Origin of the sequence: Nonlabens spongiae (assembly GCF_002117125.1) — a bacterium.
GTDB lineage: Bacteria > Bacteroidota > Bacteroidia > Flavobacteriales > Flavobacteriaceae > Nonlabens > Nonlabens spongiae.
In genome coordinates this window covers 2,752,438-2,776,868 of record NZ_CP019344.1, presented here as the reverse complement: position 1 = coordinate 2,776,868, position 24,431 = coordinate 2,752,438, and the positions used below count along the sequence as shown (strand labels likewise).

23 protein-coding genes and 1 tRNA gene are annotated in these 24,431 nt (G+C 40.5%); 8 read left to right on the top strand and 16 right to left on the bottom strand.

The window, feature by feature from the left end:
* The 7 genes from BST97_RS12690 to BST97_RS12660 form a co-directional block, all read right to left on the bottom strand.
* The gene (locus tag BST97_RS12690) at nt 1–648 is read right to left on the bottom strand and encodes an ExbD/TolR family protein (protein ID WP_085767591.1); all 648 of its coding nucleotides are present in this window, start codon (nt 646–648) and stop codon (nt 1–3) included.
* Nucleotides 649–651: 3 nt separating this feature from the next.
* Entirely contained in the window at nt 652–1,119 is a 468-nt protein-coding gene (locus tag BST97_RS12685) for a hypothetical protein (RefSeq protein WP_085767590.1), read from the bottom strand.
* Nucleotides 1,120–1,140: 21 nt separating this feature from the next.
* Nucleotides 1,141–1,926 carry a MotA/TolQ/ExbB proton channel family protein gene (locus BST97_RS12680; protein WP_085767589.1) on the bottom strand — a complete coding sequence of 262 codons (786 nt, stop codon included), beginning with the start codon at nt 1,924–1,926 and terminating at the stop codon, nt 1,141–1,143.
* A gap of 770 nt (nt 1,927–2,696) precedes the next feature.
* A tRNA-Ser gene (locus tag BST97_RS12675) sits at nt 2,697–2,784 on the bottom strand.
* 75 nt (nt 2,785–2,859) lie between these two features.
* Entirely contained in the window at nt 2,860–3,942 is a 1,083-nt protein-coding gene (locus tag BST97_RS12670; protein ID WP_085767588.1) for an asparaginase, read from the bottom strand.
* Nucleotides 3,932–5,074 carry a 1-acyl-sn-glycerol-3-phosphate acyltransferase gene (locus tag BST97_RS12665; RefSeq protein WP_085767587.1) on the bottom strand — a complete coding sequence of 381 codons (1,143 nt, stop codon included), beginning with the start codon at nt 5,072–5,074 and terminating at the stop codon, nt 3,932–3,934. Before BST97_RS12665 ends, BST97_RS12670 begins: the two co-directional genes overlap by 11 nt.
* Nucleotides 5,075–5,099: 25 nt before the next feature.
* Complete coding sequence (locus tag BST97_RS12660) at nt 5,100–5,867, bottom strand: TatD family hydrolase (RefSeq protein ID WP_085767586.1); 768 nt, start codon at nt 5,865–5,867, stop codon at nt 5,100–5,102.
* Nucleotides 5,868–6,029: 162 nt separating this feature from the next.
* Here BST97_RS12660 and BST97_RS12655 point away from each other — a divergent pair, with 162 nt between their 5' ends.
* The gene (locus tag BST97_RS12655; protein ID WP_245833574.1) at nt 6,030–6,419 is read left to right on the top strand and encodes a retropepsin-like aspartic protease family protein; all 390 of its coding nucleotides are present in this window, start codon (nt 6,030–6,032) and stop codon (nt 6,417–6,419) included.
* 7 nt (nt 6,420–6,426) lie between these two features.
* Here BST97_RS12655 and BST97_RS12650 read toward each other — a convergent pair whose 3' ends face one another.
* Nucleotides 6,427–7,263: a DUF6252 family protein gene (locus tag BST97_RS12650; protein WP_085767584.1), complete on the bottom strand. Its 837-nt coding sequence runs from the start codon at nt 7,261–7,263 to the stop codon at nt 6,427–6,429.
* A gap of 123 nt (nt 7,264–7,386) precedes the next feature.
* On the opposite strand from BST97_RS12650, the gene BST97_RS12645 reads away from it, so the two are divergent.
* The 5 genes from BST97_RS12645 to BST97_RS12625 all read left to right on the top strand — a co-directional run bounded on the left by BST97_RS12645 (nt 7,387) and on the right by BST97_RS12625 (nt 11,087).
* Nucleotides 7,387–7,896, top strand: a complete 510-nt coding sequence (locus BST97_RS12645; protein ID WP_085767583.1) for a 30S ribosomal protein S16 — start codon at nt 7,387–7,389, stop codon at nt 7,894–7,896.
* 9 nt (nt 7,897–7,905) lie between these two features.
* Nucleotides 7,906–8,433 carry a ribosome maturation factor RimM gene (rimM, locus tag BST97_RS12640; protein ID WP_085768255.1) on the top strand — a complete coding sequence of 176 codons (528 nt, stop codon included), beginning with the start codon at nt 7,906–7,908 and terminating at the stop codon, nt 8,431–8,433.
* Between the two features lie 9 nt (nt 8,434–8,442).
* Complete coding sequence (locus BST97_RS12635) at nt 8,443–9,198, top strand: tRNA1(Val) (adenine(37)-N6)-methyltransferase (protein WP_085767582.1); 756 nt, start codon at nt 8,443–8,445, stop codon at nt 9,196–9,198.
* Nucleotides 9,199–9,285: 87 nt separating this feature from the next.
* Complete coding sequence (locus BST97_RS12630) at nt 9,286–10,464, top strand: acyl-CoA dehydrogenase family protein (protein WP_085767581.1); 1,179 nt, start codon at nt 9,286–9,288, stop codon at nt 10,462–10,464.
* A gap of 89 nt (nt 10,465–10,553) precedes the next feature.
* Nucleotides 10,554–11,087 (top strand): hypothetical protein, encoded by a 534-nt coding sequence (locus tag BST97_RS12625; protein ID WP_085767580.1) that lies wholly within the window; start codon nt 10,554–10,556, stop codon nt 11,085–11,087.
* Between the two features lie 77 nt (nt 11,088–11,164).
* On the opposite strand, the gene BST97_RS12620 is transcribed toward BST97_RS12625, so the two are convergent.
* Together BST97_RS12620 and BST97_RS12615 are read right to left on the bottom strand one after the other, a co-directional pair.
* Nucleotides 11,165–11,449 carry a NifU family protein gene (locus tag BST97_RS12620; protein WP_085768254.1) on the bottom strand — a complete coding sequence of 95 codons (285 nt, stop codon included), beginning with the start codon at nt 11,447–11,449 and terminating at the stop codon, nt 11,165–11,167.
* Between the two features lie 2 nt (nt 11,450–11,451).
* Complete coding sequence (locus BST97_RS12615; RefSeq protein ID WP_085767579.1) at nt 11,452–12,591, bottom strand: Mrp/NBP35 family ATP-binding protein; 1,140 nt, start codon at nt 12,589–12,591, stop codon at nt 11,452–11,454.
* Between the two features lie 263 nt (nt 12,592–12,854).
* On the opposite strand from BST97_RS12615, the gene BST97_RS12610 reads away from it, so the two are divergent.
* The gene (locus BST97_RS12610; RefSeq protein ID WP_085767578.1) at nt 12,855–13,319 is read left to right on the top strand and encodes a CBS domain-containing protein; all 465 of its coding nucleotides are present in this window, start codon (nt 12,855–12,857) and stop codon (nt 13,317–13,319) included.
* 158 nt (nt 13,320–13,477) lie between these two features.
* Here BST97_RS12610 and BST97_RS12605 read toward each other — a convergent pair whose 3' ends face one another.
* From BST97_RS12605 to BST97_RS12590, 4 genes are all read right to left on the bottom strand, one after another.
* The gene (locus BST97_RS12605) at nt 13,478–14,872 is read right to left on the bottom strand and encodes an alpha/beta hydrolase family protein (protein WP_085767577.1); all 1,395 of its coding nucleotides are present in this window, start codon (nt 14,870–14,872) and stop codon (nt 13,478–13,480) included.
* 46 nt (nt 14,873–14,918) lie between these two features.
* Complete coding sequence (trxA, locus tag BST97_RS12600; protein ID WP_085767576.1) at nt 14,919–15,212, bottom strand: thioredoxin; 294 nt, start codon at nt 15,210–15,212, stop codon at nt 14,919–14,921.
* 110 nt (nt 15,213–15,322) lie between these two features.
* Complete coding sequence (locus tag BST97_RS12595) at nt 15,323–16,729, bottom strand: DUF5689 domain-containing protein (protein ID WP_245833573.1); 1,407 nt, start codon at nt 16,727–16,729, stop codon at nt 15,323–15,325.
* 32 nt (nt 16,730–16,761) lie between these two features.
* Nucleotides 16,762–19,545 (bottom strand): TonB-dependent receptor, encoded by a 2,784-nt coding sequence (locus BST97_RS12590; protein WP_245833572.1) that lies wholly within the window; start codon nt 19,543–19,545, stop codon nt 16,762–16,764.
* A 191-nt stretch (nt 19,546–19,736) separates the two neighbouring features.
* Here BST97_RS12590 and BST97_RS12585 point away from each other — a divergent pair, with 191 nt between their 5' ends.
* Entirely contained in the window at nt 19,737–20,843 is a 1,107-nt protein-coding gene (locus BST97_RS12585; RefSeq protein ID WP_085767574.1) for an endonuclease/exonuclease/phosphatase family protein, read from the top strand.
* A 115-nt stretch (nt 20,844–20,958) separates the two neighbouring features.
* Here the strand turns inward: BST97_RS12585 and BST97_RS12580 are convergent, their stop codons facing one another.
* Both BST97_RS12580 and BST97_RS12575 read right to left on the bottom strand, forming a co-directional pair.
* Nucleotides 20,959–21,471: a hypothetical protein gene (locus tag BST97_RS12580; protein WP_085767573.1), complete on the bottom strand. Its 513-nt coding sequence runs from the start codon at nt 21,469–21,471 to the stop codon at nt 20,959–20,961.
* Nucleotides 21,472–21,618: 147 nt separating this feature from the next.
* A complete protein-coding gene (locus BST97_RS12575) occupies nt 21,619–24,393 on the bottom strand; it encodes an alpha-amylase family glycosyl hydrolase (protein WP_085767572.1) in 2,775 nt (924 codons plus the stop codon).
* Nucleotides 24,394–24,431 lie beyond the last annotated feature (38 nt).

Below are 24,431 nucleotides of genomic sequence, written 5' to 3'. Positions count from 1 at the left end.
TTATTCTCTGTTTTGCGGTTCAGCCTCTGAAAGATTTCGAGGAAATAGTTCTCGTACTTCCTTAATCTGTTCATCTAGCTTTTCATATTCAGGAGAATCTTGATCCGTAGATGGCCAATCAGCCAATCTTTGAACCATAGACTCGTAGGTTTCATTGAATAATCTCTTTGCCTCCCGATTTCTCAATTGCGTATAAGCCCTAACTAACTCATTAGTTACTGTAAGATACATGCTGTAAGATGCTTGACGATCATTAAGTAAAGATATAACCGCCTTTTTAGGATTGTCGGATAAATTAGGATCACCTTCACCCTGACAGTAATTACAAGCATTACGTGGTTCAGTTCCACCTCCATTATCTAAAAAAGCCACGGCCATTTCAGTAAGTTTATCAACCTCTGTAGGAATAGCCTCATCCTTTTCACCAACATTCACCAGTAATTGATTGTTCTGGTTTACTAGCACCTGAAAGATATTTTTCTTTTTAATCGGTGGCGGCTCAACTTCATCCTCAAGCGGCGGTGGCAGTTTACTAGCGATTCCACTATCGACTTCAATGGTTGTCGTAACCAGGAAGAAGATCAATAAGAGGAATGCGATGTCTGCCATCGAGCCTGCATTTACTTCTGGTGCAGATCTTCTAGCCATAATTTATTTTTTAACGAGTTTAGTAGCCCCTGACCAAATAATTGAACCAACAGCAAGAATAGCAAGTATATAAAAGGTATAGATAGAAACATCGATCCACTTTGACCCACTCTCACTCAAGTACTCACCGTTATCCAGCTCAATAGCATTATTTGCAGCATCAGAACCATCAGCAAAAACTATATAGGATATTCCAACTACAACAAGAAAGATGCCAACTGAGAGCAAACTCTTTTTGAGGGCTTTTGGGTTAGAAGCTAAATTCACGAAAAGGAATAAAACTACAGCAGCAACGATAACTGCGAGCATTATATACGACAGGTACATCAAGGGCACTACGGTAGAGCCTTGAATTCCATTCTCATCAATCTCAATAGCATCATCACCGCTCGCAATCGTATAAACGAAGAATGCAGCAGCAATGACACTCAATAGAATGACAAGATATTTTAAAATTTTATGTAAGATCATAATCTTAAAGAGTTTAAACTATTACAGTTTATTGTTTTTGTAAGCAACAAGAATATCGATAAGCGTAATAGAAGCATCTTCCATATCGTTAACGATACTATCGATCTTAGCAATGATGTAGTTGTAAAAAATCTGAAGGATGATCGCCACAATAAGACCAAATACAGTAGTAAGAAGCGCTACTTTAATACCACCCGCAACAAGAGCAGGCTCCATAGCACCGGCAGTTTCAATGTTGTCAAATGCAGTAATCATACCTAATACCGTACCCATAAAACCAAGCATGGGAGCAAGTGCGATAAATAAAGATACCCAAGAAACGTTTTTTTCAAGCTGACCCATTTGCACACCACCATAAGCTACAACTGCTTTTTCAGCAGCCTCTACACTTTCATCGGCACGGTCGAGACCTTGATAATAAATAGAAGCGACAGGACCTTTGGTGTTACGACAAACGTCTTTTGCAGCTTCAACACCACCACTTCTAAGAGCATCTTCTACGTTAGCTGCAAGCTTCTTAGAATTGGTTGTAGAAAGGTTTAAGTAAATGATTCTTTCGATGGCGATTGCAAGACCTAGGATCAAACAGATAAGTACGAAAGACATGAATACAGGACCACCTTCAATGAAACGTTGTTTCAAAACTTGGTGAAAAGTTTTGTTATCATCAGCATCTGGTGCAGCATCTTGAATAATCGTTGTCGCTGTTGCAGCAGCGGCATAAGTGTTTGTAGAAGCGGTAGCGGTATTAGCAAAACCTAGCATCATAACTACTGCCAAGAACAAAATTGAAAGTGATTGTTTCATTTTTAGATTTATTGATTTGATTTTAATTTCTTGTTAAGGGGTAAATATATAAACTATTGGGTTAAATGAGAAGAACAGTGCCACGAGATTAAGTCTAAGTACCACTTTTAACTTTGCCGAAACAGATAACTACTTACAAACTAGGCACAACAGTCATACCAGAAGCCATATGCAGAATTAGAAAATTTATATATCCTCTATATTTCGATAAACTCGATCTTTTTGTGAAAGCTATTTTTTTAGACCACGGAATGCTGAGGGTGAGTTTCAAGGTTGATGCTTGAATGTTTATACAATTTAGAATTACTACGTGATCCCTCGTTCAAGCCGCTCGTGAAAATAAAGCCTGATCCCGCTACCGCGATCTCGGGCTTACTACTTTTACCGCTTACAAAAAATGGGGATTACTGCGTGATCCCTTGTTCAAGCCGCTCGTGAAAATAAAGCCTGATCCCGCTACCGCGATCTCGGGCTTTCTACTTTTACCGTTTACAAAAAATGGGGGTTACTGCGTGATCCCTTGTTCAAGCCGCTCGTGAAAATAAAGCCTGATCCCGCTACCGCGATCTCGGGCTTTCTACTTTTACCGTTTACAAAAAATGGGGGTTACTGCGTGATCCCTTGTTCAAGCCGCTCGTGAAAATAAAGCCTCATATCGCTAGGGCGATCTCGGGCTTTCTACTTTTACCGCTTACAAATACCTTTCAGGCATTTGACGCTCTAAAAGTAGAAAGCCCGATTTTCTCACGAAAATCAGGCTTTGCTTTAAGCAGTGAGGAAGGGATTCGAACCCTCGATACGGTTGTGCCGTATACACACTTTCCAGGCGTGCGCCTTCGACCACTCGGCCACCTCACTAAATTTTGGATTGCAAAAATAAGGATTTATATCATCTAGCTATCATAACCGTAGAGAATTACTCAAACATGAGGTTCAATAAGTAGGAGTAACCTCGCCTCTAATAGATCGTTCAAAAACTAGTTTGAACGTCGCAAGATCATCACAATGATGGAGCAAATACATCATCTTAGCAAGTGCTGCCTCAGTAGTCATATCTGCACCAGACACCACCCCTATTTGTCGCAGGATCATACTTGTCTCATATTTACCCATAACCACGGCGCCACCACGGCACTGTGTGATATTCACGATATAAACTCCTCGCTGAATAGTACTTCTTAAAATATCAATAAACCAAGGCTCTGTGGGAGCATTACCGCTTCCATAGGTTTCCAGCAGTATTCCTTTTACACTAGAAATATTACAGACTGCACCCACCACTTCTGGTGAGATGCCTGGAAACAGTTTCAGAATGACCACATTATTATCCAGACCAGACCTATAAATCATACCGTCTTCATGTGTGACGTAACGGTTGTTTCTTAATCCCGCTTTCGCGAAAGCGGTATCACTACTAGCACCCCATAATAAATCGCGGTCGACCTTTAAATTAACCCCACTGATAGCCAGGGGCGGATAATTAGGCGAACTGAATGCCTCAAAATGCTCTGCATTCATCTTTGCAGTGCGGTTTGCCCGGTACAGTTGGTACTCAAAATAGATACAAACCTCTTGAATCAACGGCTGTTCATCATTTTGCAAACAGGCTAGTTGTAGACTGGTGATCAAATTCTCCTTTGCGTCTGTACGTAGATCGCCAATAGGCAGCTGGCTCCCAGTCAAGATTACCGGTTTTTTGATATTCTCAAACATGAAACTCAAAGCACTACCCGTGTGCGACATCGTATCACTCCCATGTAAGATTACGAAACCTAGATAGTTCTCGTAATTTTCATTTACGACAGAGGCTAGTGCATCCCAGTAAGCGATATTCATATTTGAGGAATCAATAGGCTCATCAAACGAGCAGGTCTCCACTTCACAAGACAGCAGTTTAATTTCTGGAACATGAATCAGTAACTCAGAGAAATTGAATGCTTTGAGAGCACCGGTTTCTGGATCTTTGATCATACCGATGGTTCCACCTGTATATATCAGCAATATCTTAGGCTTCATGAAGCGAGGTGAGTTTTTCCTTATTGATTACCGGCTGGGCATACATAGAAAGGAAACTTTCCACCGCTAGGCTATTCCCCACCTCTACTCTCAATCGCAACCTGCGTTCAAATTGATTTTTGTTATGCTCAGAATAAAACTCCTGATAGTCTGAAGTGTTATGAAGCAAATCATAGGCTACATAATTAGTAGGCCAGAGTTTGTAATTACTCCAAATGACTTGATCCAGATGCGCAGCAACCTTTTGCAACACTTGATTAGTACTTTGAGCTTCTAGATTTTGAACGTTAATGGTTTCACCAGCAGTGATGTGAATGTGTTTTTTTTGACCCAAGGCACCACTCATTATGCTATTGAAATCTTCATTCTCAGATTTAATGTAATCTTCTTTGGCCGCCTTGGCTAGCAATTCAGGAACTTTCAGCTGATCAGTAGGATCATACTCATAGGAAATGGAAACTGGGACAATTCTAAGATTAGATAGATATTCTTCTATTGTTTGATCTCCAGCTGCTAGAGCCAGCATTTTGAGCACTCCTTGTTCAGTAAGATCATTCCCATCCTTAGTACGTCCTTGCCGTTGAGCTAGCCAGACACTCCTATTATCTTCTTTCAGAAGCTTGCGTATGTAGCGACTCAACTTTCTACTGCTTTTTAAAGTCTCTCTAGGCCCTAAACCTCGCTTTACAATAAAGTTGCGGGTGAGTTTACTCAATGCATTCACAAAAGGCTTTTCAACAAGATTATCACCTATGGCACTAGCAGTGCGTATAAGCCCCTCACTAAATAAGGTATAATTGAGAAGGCACGTGTCTAGGACTATATCCCGATGATTAGAAATATATAAATATGAGGTAACAGGATCTAACCGATCGAAACCAGAGGTAGTCATTCCCGAAGAGGTGTCAGTAATCAAACGCTCCACCGTTTTACAAATCACGTCACGCTGGAAATCATCGATGCTCTCGCAAGATGCTACAATCTCTTTAACCTCCTCATAGTCACGATCTGGAAAAGAATAGCTTAATAGCTCTTTGATCATAGGGTGACGTACCGCACTCTTTAGGCTCACCTTTACTTCTTCATTGTTAAAGAAGCGTATATCATCAAAGTTTAATTGATCAATAGACATAGTTTTCAAAAGTAGGTTTTAAAGACTAGACACCGAAAATATTGCGAGAATTATCTGTCGTAATTTGAGCTACTTCCTCAAGAGACATCGAGTAAATTTGAGCAACCTTCTCAGCGATTTTTAAAAGGTAAGAACTCTCGTTACGTTTCCCTCGATACGGAACTGGAGCGAGATAAGGCGCATCTGTTTCAAGGACTATATTCTCTATATTTATTTGATCTAAAAATTGATCGATTTTACCATTCTTAAAGGTCACCACTCCTCCTATACCCAACTTGAGATTGAGGTTCACTGCAAGTTTAGCATGCTCTAGAGTACCCGTGAAGCAATGAAAAATGCCTGAAACTGATTTTCCTCTGAAATTCTCAAGCACTTCAAAAACTTCATCAAAGGCATCGCGGCAGTGAATTACAATAGGCAAGTTATGCTCTAAACTCCAATAAATTTGAGTTTCAAAAGCTTCCAACTGTTGTGAAAAATACTTTTGCTCCCAATATAGATCTACACCTATTTCACCTACCGCAACCATTGACTTTTTCTCAAGTAAAGATTTTACATGAGCCAGTTCCTTTTTAAAATTTTCTTTCACATGAGTAGGGTGAAGACCTGCCATTAAATGCACCTTTGAAGGGAAATCTTTTTTCAATTGCAACATTGAACTGGTGTACGTGGAATCAATTGCTGGGACAAAAAACCGGTCTACTCCAGCATCGATAGCTCGCTGCATCATTTCTTTCTGGTCATCATCAAAAGCCTCACTGTATAAATGGGTATGCGTATCCGTCAAAATCATTGCGCAAAAATAAGCTGTATAATTAGGACTCAAAGACCTCAAGTTATTGACAAAATACTCAATTAGTACTTACTCAAATGACCTAGGTCTATATTTGCCATTTTTAATCTCATGGGCTCTTTAAAAACATTTCTTTTATCACAAGGCTATATCTCTCACAACATGAGATTAGCAAATAAAACCGGCCACATCGTCACAAAAGCTTCAATTAACGGCCATCAAGGACGTTTTATAATCGATACTGGTGCGAGCGCAAGTTGTATTAATCAAGAGATGTACAAAGAGTTTCAGTTAGAAACAGAGTTTTTAGACCGTCAAATAAGCACAGCAAGCGGCGTGCTTAGACCTCGTATTTCAAGCGGTAATAATCTGGAATTAGGCGATTGGAGCGATGAGGATTTTACCTTTTTGAGCATGGACATGACCCACATCAACAATGCGCTCAAAGGAGAGAGCATGAAATCAGTACAAGGATTATTAGGAGCTGACTTCTTAATCGCATCAAAAGCAGTGATCGATTATAAAAGCAAAAAGATCTTCTTAAAGATCTAATAAAAGCCTAATACTCTACACTAAACACACCTTGAGTGATCTCTATCCCATTAGATAATGTAGCGCTAAATGTTCCAGCTACCGTTCCATCTGTAGTATTGATTGCCGTAATTTCAAATGTCCCCATCTCCGCTATCAACGGTGTTGAACCTGGAGTGTAAGAAAGGATAATATCATTTGAAGTAGCCAGATCATAAGTTCCCACCGCGATATCCTCTGGAAAAAGTAAAGATATAGTCTGGCGCTGGTCATTTGCAGCGCTTATGGTAATATTTCCGCCAGTTACAAATGGCACTACGGCGCTTGGATTTAGTCCCACGCCATCGATCAATGCATTAAATGAGGCCTGAAATCCGTCACCTGGAGTATCAACATTCAAGGGATTTCCAAAAGGCACTTGATATATGATACCCTGACGCATGTACAAAGAATCAGCTTGACCGGGTAGGTAACTTACGAAATCAAAAGAACCGGTAATAGAATTAGGAGCATCACTGGATCGCAAGCGTACACTACCTCTTCCCGCACCTCTATTTGTTGTAAAGGCATTGGCATTGTTAAACACATAGATAGCCTCGTTGAGTTGTCCAGGTCCTAGTTCATAAGTTCCCAAAGAAGATGATTCTAAGTTGATGACAAGCTGCTCTAGTGGGTTAACTCCAGTAATAGTGAGCGATCCATCTGCATTCTGAACTGCAACCATACGTTCCGCTCCAAAGAACTCACCGTTTCTATTAGCATTAATGGCGGGAGTATTATCGACATCAAGATTTTTTTCACATGAGCTGCATAAAACTACAGCAACAACAAGAAGGAAAATCGACTTAAGGGGCTTCATCATCATTTTGGAATTATATAATCTTCCAAATGTAAATAAATTTACAAACTTCTGTGAGAGTAAATAAAAAAATCTATTTTTGCAGGCTCAAATTAATAACCCGGGTCGGGAACCCAAAAATTTAATGTTATGCCCGTAAAAATCAGATTACAAAGACACGGTAAAAAAGGAAAACCTTTTTACTGGATCGTAGCTGCAGACTCACGCTCAAAAAGAGATGGTCGTTTTCTAGAAAAACTAGGAACCTACAACCCAAACACTAACCCTGCTACTATCAACCTAGATGTTGATAGCGCAATTAAGTGGTTAAATAACGGAGCGCAGCCTACTGATACTGCAAACTCTTTGTTGAGATATAAAGGAGCTCTTCTTAAGAAGCATTTACAAGGTGGAGTTAAGAAAGGTGCCCTTACTGAAGAGCAAGCCGAAGAAAAGTTCAATGCTTGGCTAGAAGAAAAAGAAGCTAAGATAGCTGGAAAAGCATCTAGCCTTCAAGCTGAAGCAGACGCTGCTGCCCAAAAAGCTCTTGAAGCTGAAAAAGCAGTAAATGAAGCTCGTATTAAAGCTAACACTCCAGAACCAGAAGCTACTGAAGAGCCAGCTGTAGAAGGTGAGGCAGAAACTGGAGAAGAAGAGTAAAACACTATGGTGCGTAAAGAAGACTGTTTTTACGTAGGCACCATAGTCAACAAATTCAGTTTCAAAGGTGAGTTGCTGGTCAAGCTTGACACAGACGAACCTGAAACTTTTTTAGAAATGGAATCAGTTTTTATCGCAATCGGTAAAAAACTGGTTCCGTTTTTTATTTCAAGCAGCCAGCTGCATAAATCCATGCTTCTTAGGGTAAAGTTTGAAGACGTGGAAGATGAAGCCGCCGCAGAGGCACTTCTTAAAAAAGAACTATACCTCCCTCTTAGTTTTCTACCGCCGCTGGAAGGAAACAAATTTTACTATCACGAGGTCATTGGTTTTAAGATGATCGATGAGGTTCATGGGGATATAGGCATTATTGAGTACATAAATGACTCCACTTCACAAGTTTTGTTTGAGGTCCAGAAAGGCGATCGCCAATTGCTCATCCCTCTCAACGATCATTTCATTAAAAAGGTAGATCGGGAGAATAAGGAGATCCATGTCGCCACACCTGAGGGTTTAGTTGAACTCTATCTTTCATAAAAACGCATTATGTCTGTATTTCAATTCAAGCAGTTTGACCTTGAGCAATCTCGCAGTGCCCAGAAATTAGGTACTGATGCGGTTCTACTGGGAGCTTGGTGCTGCAAGAACCAGACGCCATATTCAATCTTAGATGTTGGCAGCGGTACCGGTGTGATCGCATTAATGCTTGCTCAGCGCTTTTCTCGTGCCGAAATAGAAGGTATTGAACTGGATGACAATGCTTATGAGGAGGCGACTGCAAATTTTGAAAACAGTCCTTGGAACGATCGCTTGTTCTGTTATCACGCTTCTTTTCAGGAATTCTACAGCCAGGATGAAGAAGATCTGGATAAATACGATCTGATCGTGAGCAATCCACCTTTTTTTGATCACAAATCACTAAGTGAAGAGGTCAGAAACAATCGATCAGTGGCACGTTTTGATGAGACCCTGCCTTTTGAAGAACTCATTTATGGCGTCTACAAACTACTCCATCGCGAGGGCACATTTGCCTGTATTATTCCCAGCGATCGTGAAAAAGAGCTTAAGGAAATAGCAAATCATTTTACACTAGAGGCCAGCCGTATCACTTATATAAAAGGAACTGAGGATAGTAAAGTGAAGCGATGTTTGATGGAATTCCGCTTTCGCGATCCCGATAGCTATCGGGACGAGAACACCACAAGTCCTACTGAATTTAATACGCTTATCTTAGAAGAGAAAAGACATCAATACACACCTGAAGCCTATGAACTTTTCAAGGATTTCTACTTGAAATTGTGAAATCGACAAAATCTGACAGTTTGTGTGCTTCATTTGAGTTAGTGTATCGTTATTTTTACGACCTAGATCAACATTAAAAAAACACTTATGAAACCAGATCTCTTTGAAGCTCCAGATTACTATCAACTGGACGACTTACTGACCGATGAACACAAAATGATCCGTGATACTGCGCGGGCTTGGGTCAAGAGAGATGTTTCTCCTATTATAGAACAAGCTGCGCAAGAGGCTAAGTTTCCTAAGAGTATCATACCCGGTCTTGCTGAGATAGGCGCATTTGGCCCTTACATTCCAGAAGAATACGGTGGTGCCGGACTGGATCAAATCTCGTACGGACTTATCATGCAAGAAATCGAGCGTGGTGATAGCGGTGTGCGTTCTACCGCTTCAGTGCAGTCTTCACTCGTGATGTATCCCATCTGGAAATATGGAAGCGAGGAACAGAAAAAAAAATTTCTCCCTAAACTGGCTTCTGGAGAATTTATGGGATCCTTCGGTCTTACTGAGCCTGATCATGGTTCCAATCCTGGAGGCATGGTCACTCGATTCAAAGATGCGGGAGATCACGTGATCTTGAACGGCGCTAAGCTTTGGATTTCTAACAGCCCGTTTTGTGACGTTGCCGTGGTTTGGGCAAAAGATGAAAATGACCGTATCCACGGTGTGATCGTAGAGCGCGGCATGGAAGGTTTCTCTACTCCTGAAACCCATAACAAATGGTCATTGCGTGCCAGCGCGACCGGTGAACTGATCTTTCAAGATGTAAAAGTTCCCAAAGCAAATATTTTACTGGGCAGAACGGGACTGGGCGCTCCATTGAGCTGTTTAGACAGTGCTAGATTTGGTATCGCTTGGGGTGCGATAGGTGCCGCAATGGATTGTTATGACACTGCACTGCGTTATAGCAAGGAGCGTAAGCAGTTTGGCAAACCTATCGCTGGATTCCAATTGCAACAAAAGAAGCTTGCCGAGATGATCACCGAAATCACTAAAGCACAACTTCTCGCCTGGAGACTGGGCGTATTGCGTGAAGAAGGCCGTGCCACCAGCGCACAAATCTCAATGGCCAAGAGAAATAATGTTGAAATCGCCATTGATATTGCTCGCAATGCGAGACAGATACTGGGCGGTATGGGAATTACAGGTGAGTACAGCATTATGCGTCACAGTATGAACCTCGAGAGCGTTATCACTTATGAAGGAACCCACGATATTCATTTACTGATTACCGGTCTGGATATTACTGGAGAAAATGCTTTTAAGTAATAAACCCTTCATTATTATAACTTTTAACACAATCTACTGACAGTCTTTCTGATCGTTTATGTTTTTTTTGACTAAATAAATCAATTATTATGAAAAATTTTAAAATTGCGCTTATCGCTTTATTTGCTGTAGTAATCTCATCATGTAGCGATGATGATGGGCCAGGTTTTGAATTCAATCAAGAAAATATTGCAGGCACTTACACGTTAACATTTTTTGAATCAAATGAAACTATTGTCGAGACACTTCAAGCAACGGGCAATCAGGTAACTACTACTGTCGATATTGAAGGAGACACATTTAGTGGTACCAGATTTAACCTAAACGATAATGGTACATATTCAATTTCAGGTAATATTAGAATCACTGAAACCTCTCAAACTGGCAGCGATCCAGTGGAAGTTGAAGATCCCGTAATAATACCTATAGACGATTCGGGAACATATTCAATAAATACAACTGCTCGAACTTTAACCTTGACTAGTACAGGTGAGGGAGGTCTTGTGTATGATGTGGATAGATTCTCCGAATCTGGATTCAGAATTAGATCACAAGAGGTGGAGACTGATACCGATTTTGAATCGACTACAGTTACAGAAATCAGACTTGAACGTGTAAATTAAAGGCGTACCTAAATACAGAATAGCAAAAAGCGCGATCTCACGATCGCGCTTTTCTCTTTACACTAATTTATTTTGATTTATTCATCAACTATATCTCTGAACTCTTCCTCTACAGTCATTCCAGAAATATCAGTCACACTTTCTATTTGTGGTGCATGTTTTTTGATAGTCAGCTCCACACCAGACTTTAGGGTCATTTGGTTCACTTGACAACCCACACACGTACCCATTAAACGGACTTTCACGTGCTTGTCATCTTCTATATCAACCAGCTCAATATCTCCGGCATCTCGCTGTAAAAAAGGACGTATTTCTTCCAGTCCTTCCAGCACAACAGCCTTTAATTCTTCTCCTGTTTTCATCATTATTTTTTTACGGCGCTGCATCCTGCCATCGTCGTGATTTTGATGGCTTGGGTGGGCGGTAGGTTATCATTTCTTCTTACGGTCTCCTCTACGACTCGCTTTGTGATTTCGGTGAACGCAGTTTCAGTGGGGGTACCTTCTTGCATCGCTGCTGGCCTTCCTACATCACCGGCTTCTCTTATAGACTGCACTAGTGGCAATTCTCCCAAGAACGGAATATCAAGATCCTCTGCCAAGTTTCTAGCTCCGTGCTGACCAAATATATAATATTTATTCTCTGGCAGCTCTGGAGGTGAAAAATAAGCCATGTTTTCCACGATACCTAAAACTGGCACCTGAATACTGTCTTGCTGGAACATCGCAACACCCTTACGGGCATCGGCTAGGGCAACGTTTTGTGGCGTGCTTACCACAACTGCACCGGTCAATGGCAAAGATTGCATGATGCTCAGATGAATATCACCCGTTCCAGGTGGGAGATCTACGATCAAGAAGTCTAGTTTGCCCCAAGCCGCATCAAAAATCATTTGATTCAATGCCTTTGCCGCCATAGGACCTCTCCATACGACCGCTTGATCAGGCTGCGTAAAAAATCCTATTGAAAGGACTTTTACACCATAACTCTCCACCGGTTTCATTTTAGACTTGCCGTCCACATTTACCGAAAGTGGGCGCTCATTGACAACGTCAAACATGATTGTCGCACTAGGCCCATAGATATCTGCGTCAAGAAGACCTACACTGAAGCCCATTTTTGCCAGTGATACCGCAAGGTTTGCCGTAACCGTAGATTTACCTACACCACCTTTTCCCGAGGCCACTGCAATGATGTTATCTATTCCAGGAATGGGTTTTCCCTTAATTAAATTCTTATTATCCGCCGTTGTGGGAGCCTCAACTTTGAGGTTGACCTTCACCTGGGCTTTTTGATAAACTTCTTTGTGAATAGCTTGAAGTATGGACACTTCTATCTTTTTCTTAGCTTGTAAACTAGGATTGTCAATAGTGATATCAACAACGACCTCCTCACCAAAAACCACCACATTCTTCACTGCTCCACTCTCCACCATATTTTGCCCTTCTCCCGGTACTGATATGGTTTCAAGCGCTTTATAAATATCTTTTTTCTCTATTTTCATAAGTCATTCTTGCGCTTACAAAGATAAGATGCAATAGCGAGCTTACGATAAATTTATGAACGGGATGCGCAGATTTAAATGTGTTGTAAATGGGTAGTTACGCTTTCGCGAAAGCGTAAGCTGTATCATTTCATGTCATATCTTAAAGAAAGTAGATTCTCAAAAAATTTCAAGAAAGACCAGTGATTTTCATTCTAAAAAAACCTTCCGGTTGAATTTATCATCTCAAATGCTTAAATTAGAGGGAAATTAAATTACAAGCTATGGGAATCAAAAGTTTTACAGGACGCAGGTCAGAAGCAAAGACTAATAAGCGTGATGCGATAAGGGTCAAGGACTACATGACACGTAAACTCATTACGTTTAAACCGGACCAAACCATCAACGAGGTAATGGAGATCATCTTGAAACAACGCATCACAGGTGGTCCCGTAGTAGATGAGAGCAATAATCTCGTGGGAATTATAAGTGATACAGACCTCATGCAAGTCATAGGCGACAGCCGCTATCATAATATGCCCGTAGCAGATCGTAAGGTCTCAGACCTCATGTCCCCACAAGTCTTTACCATTGATGCAGAGGCCGATCTCTTTGATGCTGCCGCCCGATTCCTAAAAAGCGGACATCGCAGGTTTCCAGTAATTGAGGAAGGAAAATTAATAGGTCAAATATCCAGAATGGACGTGATCATCGCCGCGACAAATCTCAAGAAAGATCACTGGAGGTAATTTTCTGAATTCAGAATTCAGAATTATGATTGCTCCAAGCTTGATAATGATTTTCTCTCTTAGGTCGGTCATCATCGAGCGCAGTGGTCTAAGTTCGTTAACGATTAGAGGTGTGCAAAAGATACAATTTGCTAAATCTATTTCTAAATTGTTTATTTTCAAAACCGCTCATTGATCCATTCTGAAATGGTCGACAGGACTTTTGGCGCAATGGTTTCATCAATCATTTCATATTCATACCCTGCACCGGTGGTTGCGTTTTGGAATAAGTGATTCATCCCGTCAAATTCAATAACGGTTACATCTTCATTGCCATTGCTCTTTATTTTCTTTTCCATTTCAGGCAAGTTGAGTTCTGGAATAATCTGATAATCTAGAGAGCCATTGAGTAATAAAGTAGGAACATCAACTTTCTGAAGGTCATTTGTGGGATCGTGAGTGATGAAGAATCGCATCCAGTCTTGAGAAAACTGTTGAGCGATGCTCTGTTGTGTTTCTTGATTATAGCCTTTTTTGAAATCTTCGCTGCCATTTGCCACAAAATCTGAAATAATTTCCTCTATTTCCTTTGACATTTCAGCTTGAGAAAGTTTTGGGTGATTATTTATTTTCTCAAAAACGGTTTTGAACATTTGGTTCTCATAATTGGCCAGTTCTTCTGAAGCGCCATTGAGTATAGCGATTTTTTTGAGTTGGGGTAGCAAAACTTCCTTTCCAGAAACTCCTGGACCAGCAAGTGATATGAAAAATGCCACATCGTCCTGATAATCTGCAATTACCATGGGAGCGATCAAACCGCCCTCGCTGTGTCCTATCAGTCCAATTTTATTACCATCTACGTCGCTACGACTTTTCAGATAAGCTACGGCGGCAGCGGCATCTGTAGCCAGGTCTTCACTCGTGGCGGTAGCATAATTGCCTTCTGACTCTCCTACTCCACGATCATCGTATCGCAAAACGGCTATTCCATTTTTTGTCAAATGATCTGCAAGAACCAGAAATGGTCTGTGATTCAATAATTCCTCGTTTCTATTTTGTGGTCCTGATCCCGAAATCAAGACCGCTACTGGCGGGTTTTTTATGCCTGGCGGTAAGGTTAGCGTTCCAGCAAGTTTGATATTATTAGCATCTTTATTTAAAAACGAGACTTCTTCTACTTGGTAAGCGTAAGGTGGCTCAGGATCTTGAGGCCTCTTCATCGATGATGGATCAAACGGCTTTCGCGAAAGCTCCATGCTAAAACGCATCCCGCCTTGAGTAAAAATTCCAGAAATGGTTTCTCCTACAAGTTGTCCCTTGTACTCAATCGTATAGGCGTCTAATTTCATGATGAGACTATCACTTTGTACCCTGACGGAAGTCATAGGCAAGAACTGCTTGCTCTGTTTGGGACTTTGCATTTTTGCTGTGTAACCTGACTCGGTCTTATCAATCTGAAAAATTAGGGGCAATCCCTGAATACCACCAGTCCAAGTTCCTTCAAAGTTCTGAGCAGAATTTTCAAAGCATATGAAAGTGAGCAATACCGTAAATGAAAGCGAAAGGATTTTCATGAGGAGAATTTAAAAGATGAGTAAGGAGAAGCGTCAGAACGTTACATTAAGCGTTTTGAAGCTTTGCCTTCAGTTCATGTAACGGCTGAACCCCAGAACCGCGCCATACTTGCTCTCCATTCTTAAAAATCATAAATGCAGGTACACCACGTATCTGAAATTTCTGCGCTACTGCAGGATTTTTGTCAATATCGATTTTAAGGATCTTAACCGATTCTCCCATATCGTTCTTGAGTTGATCAAGTACAGGCATCATGGTTTGACAAGGCCCACACCAGGTTGCAAAAAAGTCAATGAGTACAGGTGTTTCACCTTGAGTAAGTTCTTTAAAACTTGCCATTTTTAATTTTAAAGGTAGGAAATTACGTGATAATGGTTGTTAAGCTTCTATCAAAACGAAAAAAGCCACTCGCAAGAGTAGCTTTTAATATGATCTTATTTGGCAAACAATTAGTTGCTCGTCACAGAGATATTGTCAATCTCATAAGTACCATCATTTTCTTCTTCACCGCTTCCTTCATATTTAAACGCGAGGTATCCCGCACCAGAAAGACAGTCTAAAGAAACGTTACCTGAACTTACCCAGTTTCCAAAAAATTCAGAATCAGAAACGACATTTGCATCAGCAAGCGGTTCCCAAGTAGCTGTTTCAATATTTGCTTCTGTACCATCCCAGTCAGCACTGTAAAGCACTTGAAGTGTGCTACCATCTGAGAAACTGTTTGATGAATCAAAAGAGAAAACCTCTCCCATTTGAGCGTCAAAGTCAATTTGTGGTGTAATCAGCCACGCCACTGAGCTTGCATCACCAGATCTAAAAGAACCTATATTAACACTTCTTCCTAAAGATGCGTTAGTTCCAAAGCTATCATAAACAGTGAACTCTACGCTACCATCTTGAATGTAGTTAGTCCAGCCTGCTGGCTCAGCAGTACCAAAGTTTTCAGATTCAAAGTCTTCAAACAAAATAGTGTTTGAACCTGGACCACTGGCGGTACCACAAGAAACCACGTCAAAGTTGCAACGCACATCTTGATCAAAATCAAAATCACTTAAAGAGTTAACCGAAATAACAAAATTATCATCCTCAAAATCACGTCCAAGGATTGCAGTTACAGAACCGCTTCCATCAAACAAACGGTTAGCTTTAAAATCAGAGAATGTACTCGTTTCCAATCTTATGGGAGCTGCAAAAAAATCATCACAAGTTTGAAGTAATCTCAAACCATCAAATTGATCATCTGGCTCAGCGGCAAAAGATCGACCTACATCAGCAGTTGCAAATTGTACATTAGGGAATTGAACTAACGTCAACAATCTATCTCTTGTGAGATCTGCATTAGTAGTTACCACAGTAGGAACGACGTCAAAAACATCATCATCTCTTAGAAATACTTCATCCTGAAGTGCTGGAGCAATTTTTTCAATACTACCATTGCCCTGAATTCCTAAAACTGGGACCCCATTAGAATAACCAGCTGTCAACCCGTCAAGTCTAACGTATACACGCTGACCTACTTGATAAGTAGTAAATAATGGGTTCACATCAATTAAAACTTTGATACCCGTAGCAGGATTTTCAACAGCATCTTGAAGTACAAGCTCTTCAAAGAAGTTACCAGCTTGATCACTAGAAATTACGTAACCTTCCATAAAGACGTTTTCTGTCTCAAAAGTCACCATCTCATCGTTACTTTGCTCAATCTGGTCCACAACAAATGCCATGGGCTGTAAGTTTTCTGGTGCGTCGACGTTAACCGGCGCAGTCTCTGGCACGGCAAAATCATCATCTTCAACACATGAAAAGGCTACTGCTCCCAGCACCATCATGAGTAGTAATTTTTTGAAAGTTCTCATATTGTCGTTATTAATATAATTCATCGTTGCTTTTAAAATCTTAAATATACATTTACATAGTAAGTCGCACCATTTCCAAAGAAATATCTAGGTGCAAAAACTTCAGTTGGGTTGTTTTGATCGTCTCTTACCGATCTGAAATTTGAGTTACGTGATTGCTCAAATCCACCAGTTTTATATTCAATATCAAATATGTTATTGACTACAGCAAAGAAACCAATGTATTTATCACCTATTTTCCAAGATTTACCTCCCACTGCGTTCCAGATAAGGTAGTCATCAAATTGCTCTTGTCTCAGCAATTCATTTGCAACCGCAGGGTCATAATCGTTAAAAACCTGAGCATCGTAATCTTGGATAAAGTTTGCAGAACGTCTCAAGTTACTCACGTCTATATATCCATTTGCAAAATAGTTTGCGGTTACTCCCACATTCCAGTACTCCGGATCACGATATTCAAAACCTAATTGCAACGCGGTCTCTGGCCCACCTGCTACGTGATAGTCTTCTAAGGCTACCGTTCCATCCCCAAATCTTAACTCACCGTCAAAATCGTCACTTGTCAAGTAAAGGTCAGGATTGTTAGTAAATGTATTTTGTCCTATGGCCGCGGCACCTTTCAATTTGAAGGTAGGTGTCATTTGGTACTCTACACCCATTTCCACACCAACATTTCTACGCTCAATGTTTGTAACTACTTCTTGCACAAAAGCCGCACCATCGTCTATAGGTAGACCTGTTAAATCTTCAGTGAAGTAGAAACCTATATCAGATCCATCGAGGAATTGCGTATAGTAACCAGTCAAACGCATTTTTAGAGAAGGTGTTCTCAAGATATAACTCAGGTCTCCACTATATGATCTTTCAGACTCGAGACCCGTAGTTGTGTTGTTGTTTTGACGAGCGTTAGTGAAAGAGTTTCTTATATAAGGTGCTCTGGTCATGTAGGCAGCATTAGCATCAATGTAATTCTGACCATTGATTTTATAAGTCGCTCCTCCTTTTACACCAAAATTGGTAAAGTCTAGCTCTTCACTTTTCCCGAAGCTGTTTCCTATAAAGTTACCATTCTCGTATTTACCATCACGTTGGTAAGATGTCCTACTTACATTTCCAGCTACATAGTAATCGATGTACTTAGACTTGAACTGACCTTGAGCAAATGCCGAATAAACTTCTGCATTGATATCGTAATTGTATTTGTAACGGTCACCCTCTCTCACAATTCTATTAGGGTTGTTCACATCTGACTGTGCTGCATCTAGTTGATCTTGAACTTCAGCAGCACTTTCATCAGAGAAAAAGTCGATATCTAAGAAACCATTACCACCTAGTTCATCCTGAACTAAGGCATAGTTTTCACTCTTTAGATTACGGTAATTGACCCCTCCATTGAACAAAATATTGTCTGAAATATCAGCAGAGAATAAAATATTTGCCTGTAATTGATCATCATCTATACGATCCTCCTGAATTACATATAAAGCATTATCTCCTTGACTGGCTGTAACTCTATTTGCTTCATAAAGTGCATTCCAGTCTAGCTGACCATCATTTATAAAGGCCTGTTCAGCTTGATATGCGTATTGAAAATCAATAGGCTCAGATCCGTTTCTCAAGAAGTAGCTTGGTAAGTTCTGGTAGTAATCTGGATTTGGGTTTCTTGCTCCCCCTTCAAAACTAAACTGACCGTTAACTTCTCTAAGAGTAGTACCTCCATTATCAATACGTGTATTACCTATTTTACCAAATTGATAGCCCACGTTTGTATTGATTCTGAATTTGTCAGTCACGTCCCAATAATGGTTTAACATCAGGATAGGTTCATCAATTTCTCTAATGCGCGAGTTGCGTTGCTGGTTGTTCTGGAAACCCCATAATGGATTGTACTCAACACCTTTCAGATCAACAATCTCTTGAGTTACTGCAGTTCTACGACCTCTACGGTTAGCGGCGTACATTCCAGTAAAGTTTATCGAGTGAGAATCATTCAGCTTTTTCTCTACTGAGAGTCCTATCGAGTTGGCATCGTATAAAGTAGCATCAAAGTAGCCCTCATCACCAGCTCTTCTTGAAGCAGATATTGCATAGCTCCAGCCGCTTTCTAGCAATCCACTGCGATAACTCGCCATAAATCGACCTTGGTAACTACGATTAGAAGATGCATAAGAAATTTGAGTACCTGGTCTTTGCTGTGAAGCTCTCATATCGATGCTCTGCACACCTCCATAACCACCGAAAGTTACATCAGCTGGTTGAAGACCCATGGTAAAAACCTGATTGCGTTGTAAATCATTCAAACCTCCCCAGTTACTCCATTGAGGACGGCCTGAGAATTGCTTATTCATCTCAAGTCCATTAATGATCACCTTACCATCTTCACTGTTTAAACCACGAGGACGGAAGAATGTTGAACTGAAATCAAAGGCTGCTGCACGCAAGAACTGGTCACGTGTAGCTTGTAGCAAGCCCGAAATGTTGTTTGCAGCATTTTCATCATCTGCAAGATCATTTTCAGTCAGGGAAATGACTCCTTGAGATTGAGAAACTTCGGCATTATCTTGAACTAGATATAACGGATCAATATTCACTACTTGTTCAAGACTCACCACAATAGGAATGATCTTAGTATAATATCCGTTGAAAATGATGCTTAGTTTTTGATCACCTACTGGCACATTGCCAGAGATCACAAAATAACCTTGCGCATCAGTCTCGGCATCAAAATCCAGACCTACTACAGTTACGATGACACCAGGGATAGGCTCCTCAGTAACGTCATCAATCACTCGACCCTTTATTAATTCTTGAGCCATAGTTAACGAAGCCCACAGCGTAAAAAATACTACCAGAATTCGTTTGTCATTTATTATCCTCATAGGAAAATATTAAGTAATCGTTATGAAATGGGGGGCAAAAATAATCTTTATTACTCGATCTCGTACCTTTGGCGCGGCATTTGGTTAAATGTTTACAAAAAGATAACCTGAAAAGTAAAAGTAATATTATGAAAAATTGGCTCATTGCCTTGCTGTGTCTCGCTTTCGCGAAAGCGGAAACCCTACAGGCACAACAGTCATCTAAACAGTATAAGGTTAAAACCGTAGCGTTTTATAACCTTGAAAATTTATTTGACACCGAGGACGACACTACGATAAACGACGAGGCCAGCCCGATCATGGAAATGGCAGAGGGGCTGCGCGAGGAAATTTATCAGAAGAAATTAACTAACATGGCTCGCGTGCTGCGTAAGTTAGGTAACGACCGTGCTCAAACGGCTCCTTCCATAATAGGTGTATGTGAGATCGAAAATAGAAAGGTACTAGAAGATCTTGCCAGCCATCCATTACTGCGTGAGTTTGATTACGGTATTGTACATCACGATTCACCCGATCGTAGAGGGATAGATACAGGTCTCTTGTATAAGAAAGAAGACTTTAAAGTTACTAATGAACAGGCAAGGAGATTATTGATTTATGATGAACTAGATGGAGATCGGATCTTTACCAGAGATCAACTGGTTGTTTCTGGCGAGTTAGATGGTGATCCTATGCATTTTATCGTAAATCACTGGCCTTCCAGAAGAGGTGGTGAAGAGCGTAGCCGCAGAAAGCGTGTTGCAGCTGCTGAATTAAATATGAAAATCATAGACAGCTTGCACAGTATCAACGCAATGTCAAAAATCGTAACCATGGGTGACCTGAATGACGACCCCATTAATGAAAGCGTCGTAAAAACTCTAGCAGCTCGCAACGAGCGAGATGATATGAAGCCTCAAAAAATCTACAATCCTTACTACAACATGTTTAAGGGTGGCCTTAATACCACGGCTTATAGAGACGGTTTGAGCCTTTTTGATCAAATCATGGTAACTTATCCTTTTCTACACGAAGCTAAACAAGACGGGTACCAGTACTGGCAAGCGCATATTTACAATCCTAGTTTCATGTCTGTAAAAAGAGGACAGTGGAAAGGTTATCCCTACAGAAGTTTTGTAGGTAGTAATTTTCAAGGAGGATTCAGCGACCACTTCCCTGTATTTATATACTTGGTCAAAGAAATCGAGCCTATTGCTACTGATCTAAAATCGTACGAAAAAAAAACTAAGAAATAGCTTCATGGCCATTGATAATATATAAGGCGGGTCGATCCCGTCTTTTTTATTTGACCTCCTTTAAGCCTCTAATTATAATCGACATGCTGAAAAATAGATTATGAGGTACCAATTACTATTTCTTAATCAACATCAATTCAGCAAAAATATCTTCCTTCTTATAATCTCCATTTGGATAGGCTCCTTTCTTCAATTTATATAGGAGAGTATCTCCCGGCTTTTCAGCTAGGTCACCAATTAAACAGGTTTCACCACATTTCCTCAAGTATTGGTTGCTATTAACGCCTATGGTATACTTGAAAGATAAACCAGAAACGCTAAAAGGTGTTTCCTTCTCAGCTGTCAATACAACCTGATAAGTATTATTGTTCTTGGATATTGAATTACTAGGATCCTCTGGGTCATACCTCCATACTTTTTCAAGCCAGACTTCGCTAGGTGATATTCTGATAGAATCACCTAAGATCAATTTTTGTTTTATCTCGTATTCTGTTATGAATACACCTCGTTTCTTAGAGTCATTAATGTTTATGGATATACCCCTACCTCTATCTTTCTCAAAGCAGCCAGAGAGCATAAAGAATCCTAGAAAAACAGTAAGTCTCTTCAAAAGATTTGGAGTAATCATTTTTATGAAAAAAAAATAATATTTTCTGTGAGACAAACACAGTAGGTACATGTAACACGTTAAACTAGTATAAAAGTAAACTTTTAAAATAAAAAACCGCAAGCGATAGCATCACCTGCGGTTCGTTTGGCTAATAGGTCAATCTTCCTACTCCACCACCAGTTTTTGAGAGGTAATCATGTTGTTAGCCTCTATTTCAACAATGTAAATACCGCTAGGTAGCTCACTCACATCATAGCTGCTTGAAAATGTTTCATACCTCTTGACTTGCTGACCGCGTAAATTGAAAATTCTCACATCACTTATCTCATCGCTGCTGATTCTAAATTCAGAAGTTGCAGGATTAGGGTAGATTGTGATAGCCTCAGTATCTATCTGGTCAATAGATCCATTGCTCAAAGGAGCGTTTAAAGGCTGAGACGTAAAGACTCTATACTCTCCAGGAGCAAGTGCTATCGATTGATTCTGATTTCCTCCAGTTACGTTAATCGTAGCGTTGTTATTTGTATAATCATACCATGTTCCCGTGCGTGAGAAGTTTGCATTAATACCACGTGGGAAAACTTCAAAGTTTGCCATTACTACTGCGTCAAAATTAGGACCGAATAGATTTACTCTTTTCAACAATCCACCTACATCGAGGTTGTTGTTAGTATTGTTGAAGGTTTCTGGAAACTCAGTTTTGAGTCTAATCATGTTTGCCGTTACTCGATACAGGCGCATTCTATCTTGATCGTTTTGATAACCTAGTGTCCATGGGACCGGCTTGCGATCTGTACGACAGGTAGTGCATGATGGATTTGAAGCACTTGCATTTATGCTTATGTCATAACCTATCTCTCCAAACTGCCATAACATTTTTGGCCCAGGTATCGCATAAAGAATTGCCGCAATCGCTTCCTGGCGGTCTAGTGCCACTCCCAGATCTCTAACATTATGAGATCCATTTGCGGTACTACCAAAATCCAGATTCTTGCGCATCAGACGTTCTTCATCATGACTTTCTGCATAGGCAACGAGATGCTGGTCCTGAAAGTTTCTAGAGGTGAAATAGGATCTAAAAACATCAGAATTTCCAGACTGACCCATAGAGGCTTCATTGAATTGATCAGTCATTTTTCCCCAAAGCATGAAGCCAGAGTTTGCCAAGGCACTCTCTTCAGATTGTCCACCTAAGTGTTCAAGTATCATGTAGATATCATTCCCATGCTCGTTCCATATGGTATTCTTATAATCATTTAGAATATCAACACGCGACTGATCATATGCATTCCAAGCACCTACATCACCTACGGTTACATTTTGTGTAAACCCTTTTGAGAGGTCAAATCTAAAACCGTCAACCCTGTATTCCTCGATAAAATAATCCAATGTTTGCTTCACATAGTCACGCGTCAACTGACTTTCATGGTTCATGTCATAACCTACGTTGAAATCGTGTGTAGGTGTTTGATTCATATAAGGGTTTTCAGCAGAAGGTTGACCGAAAGTACCGGCATTAGGATCCCACCACATCTGGCACAATGGGCTCTGGCTAAAAGCATGGTTATAAACAACGTCGATCACTACGGCAATACCTCTTGAGTGGCACAAGTCCACTAATTCTTTAAACTTCTCAGGCGTTCCATAAGCTTTATCAAGAGCTCCATGGAACTTAGGGTTGTACCCCCAGCTATCAGTTCCCTCAAATTCATTGACCGGCATGAACTGTAGAACATTAATTCCAAGATCATCTAGATAATCGATGCGATCGATGATAGCCTGGAAGCTGTCTTCTTCTGAAAAATCACGAGCTAAGATCTCATAGATCACTAGGTTTTCCTTATCAGGTCTCACAAAGTTGTTTGTAGTCCAGTTGTAAGGTGTTTTTTGATACGTGTAAAGAGTCACATCACCTGTGGTATCTTCAGCTGGGTAAGGAGGTAGATTAGGAAAATTGCCCGGTTTAATGAAAGGATCACTACCTGGATCCCGGATCAATTCACTATAAGGATCAGCGACGAGAATATCAAAGTCAACCAGATACTGATACATAAATTCAGTATTGGGAGTAAATTCTGATGCAGGAACGGTGATCCAGAAATCATTCCCGTCTTTGTTCATTTGATACTCTTCAAGAAGTTCCCAGTTTGAAAAACTACCTATAAGCATCACATCATCTTTTAGTGGTGCACTGAGTAAAAATGTCACACTACCGTCAGCGTTTTCATTAACACCGTTTTTCAATCCAGATGGTTGCGGCACATTTTGAGTACTACCAGGCACAAACACACTCACCTCATCACTAGCGGTATTATTACCATCGTCTGCGGTTACAGAAATGGTGTAGTTACCAGTTGCCGTAAAGGTGTAATTTGAACTTATGCTGTTAGAATTTGCTGTTGCAATAGAACTACCGTTAACACTTATATCTAATGCTGCATTAACCGAGCAATCTGCACTAATCGTTGTGCTTTGACCTACACTAAATATTTGACTGCTTATAGGGTTCGTAATCGCTACATTTAAACCGGGAGCAAAAACAGGTATGAAGATATCCGGTCTCGTCTGAGCATTTGCAGCTGAGTTTCTTACTACAAGACATATTTCAGAAATCACATCACCGGGAGCGACGCCATAAAAATCCTCGATACTCGTATTAAGGTCTAATTCATAAATGTTGCCTCCCACATTAGTCCATTGTGGTGCTCCGCTATTTTGATTAAAGCTAGGTACAATAATGTTTTGCCAGCGCTGTCCATTTACAGTGACACCGGTGTAGGCGTATAGTGTTCCAGATTCGTTTTCCAGTTCGGTTCCTGTGGAATCAAAAACCAGAGTTACGGTATCCGTTTGATTTGCTGTAGCAGGCTGCATAACTACTTGCGCTTTCGCGAAAGCGGTAACTAAAACAGCTATTATTAAAAGTAAATACTTTTTCATAGTTTCAATTTTGAGAAAAAAAAGGGCCGCAAGATGCA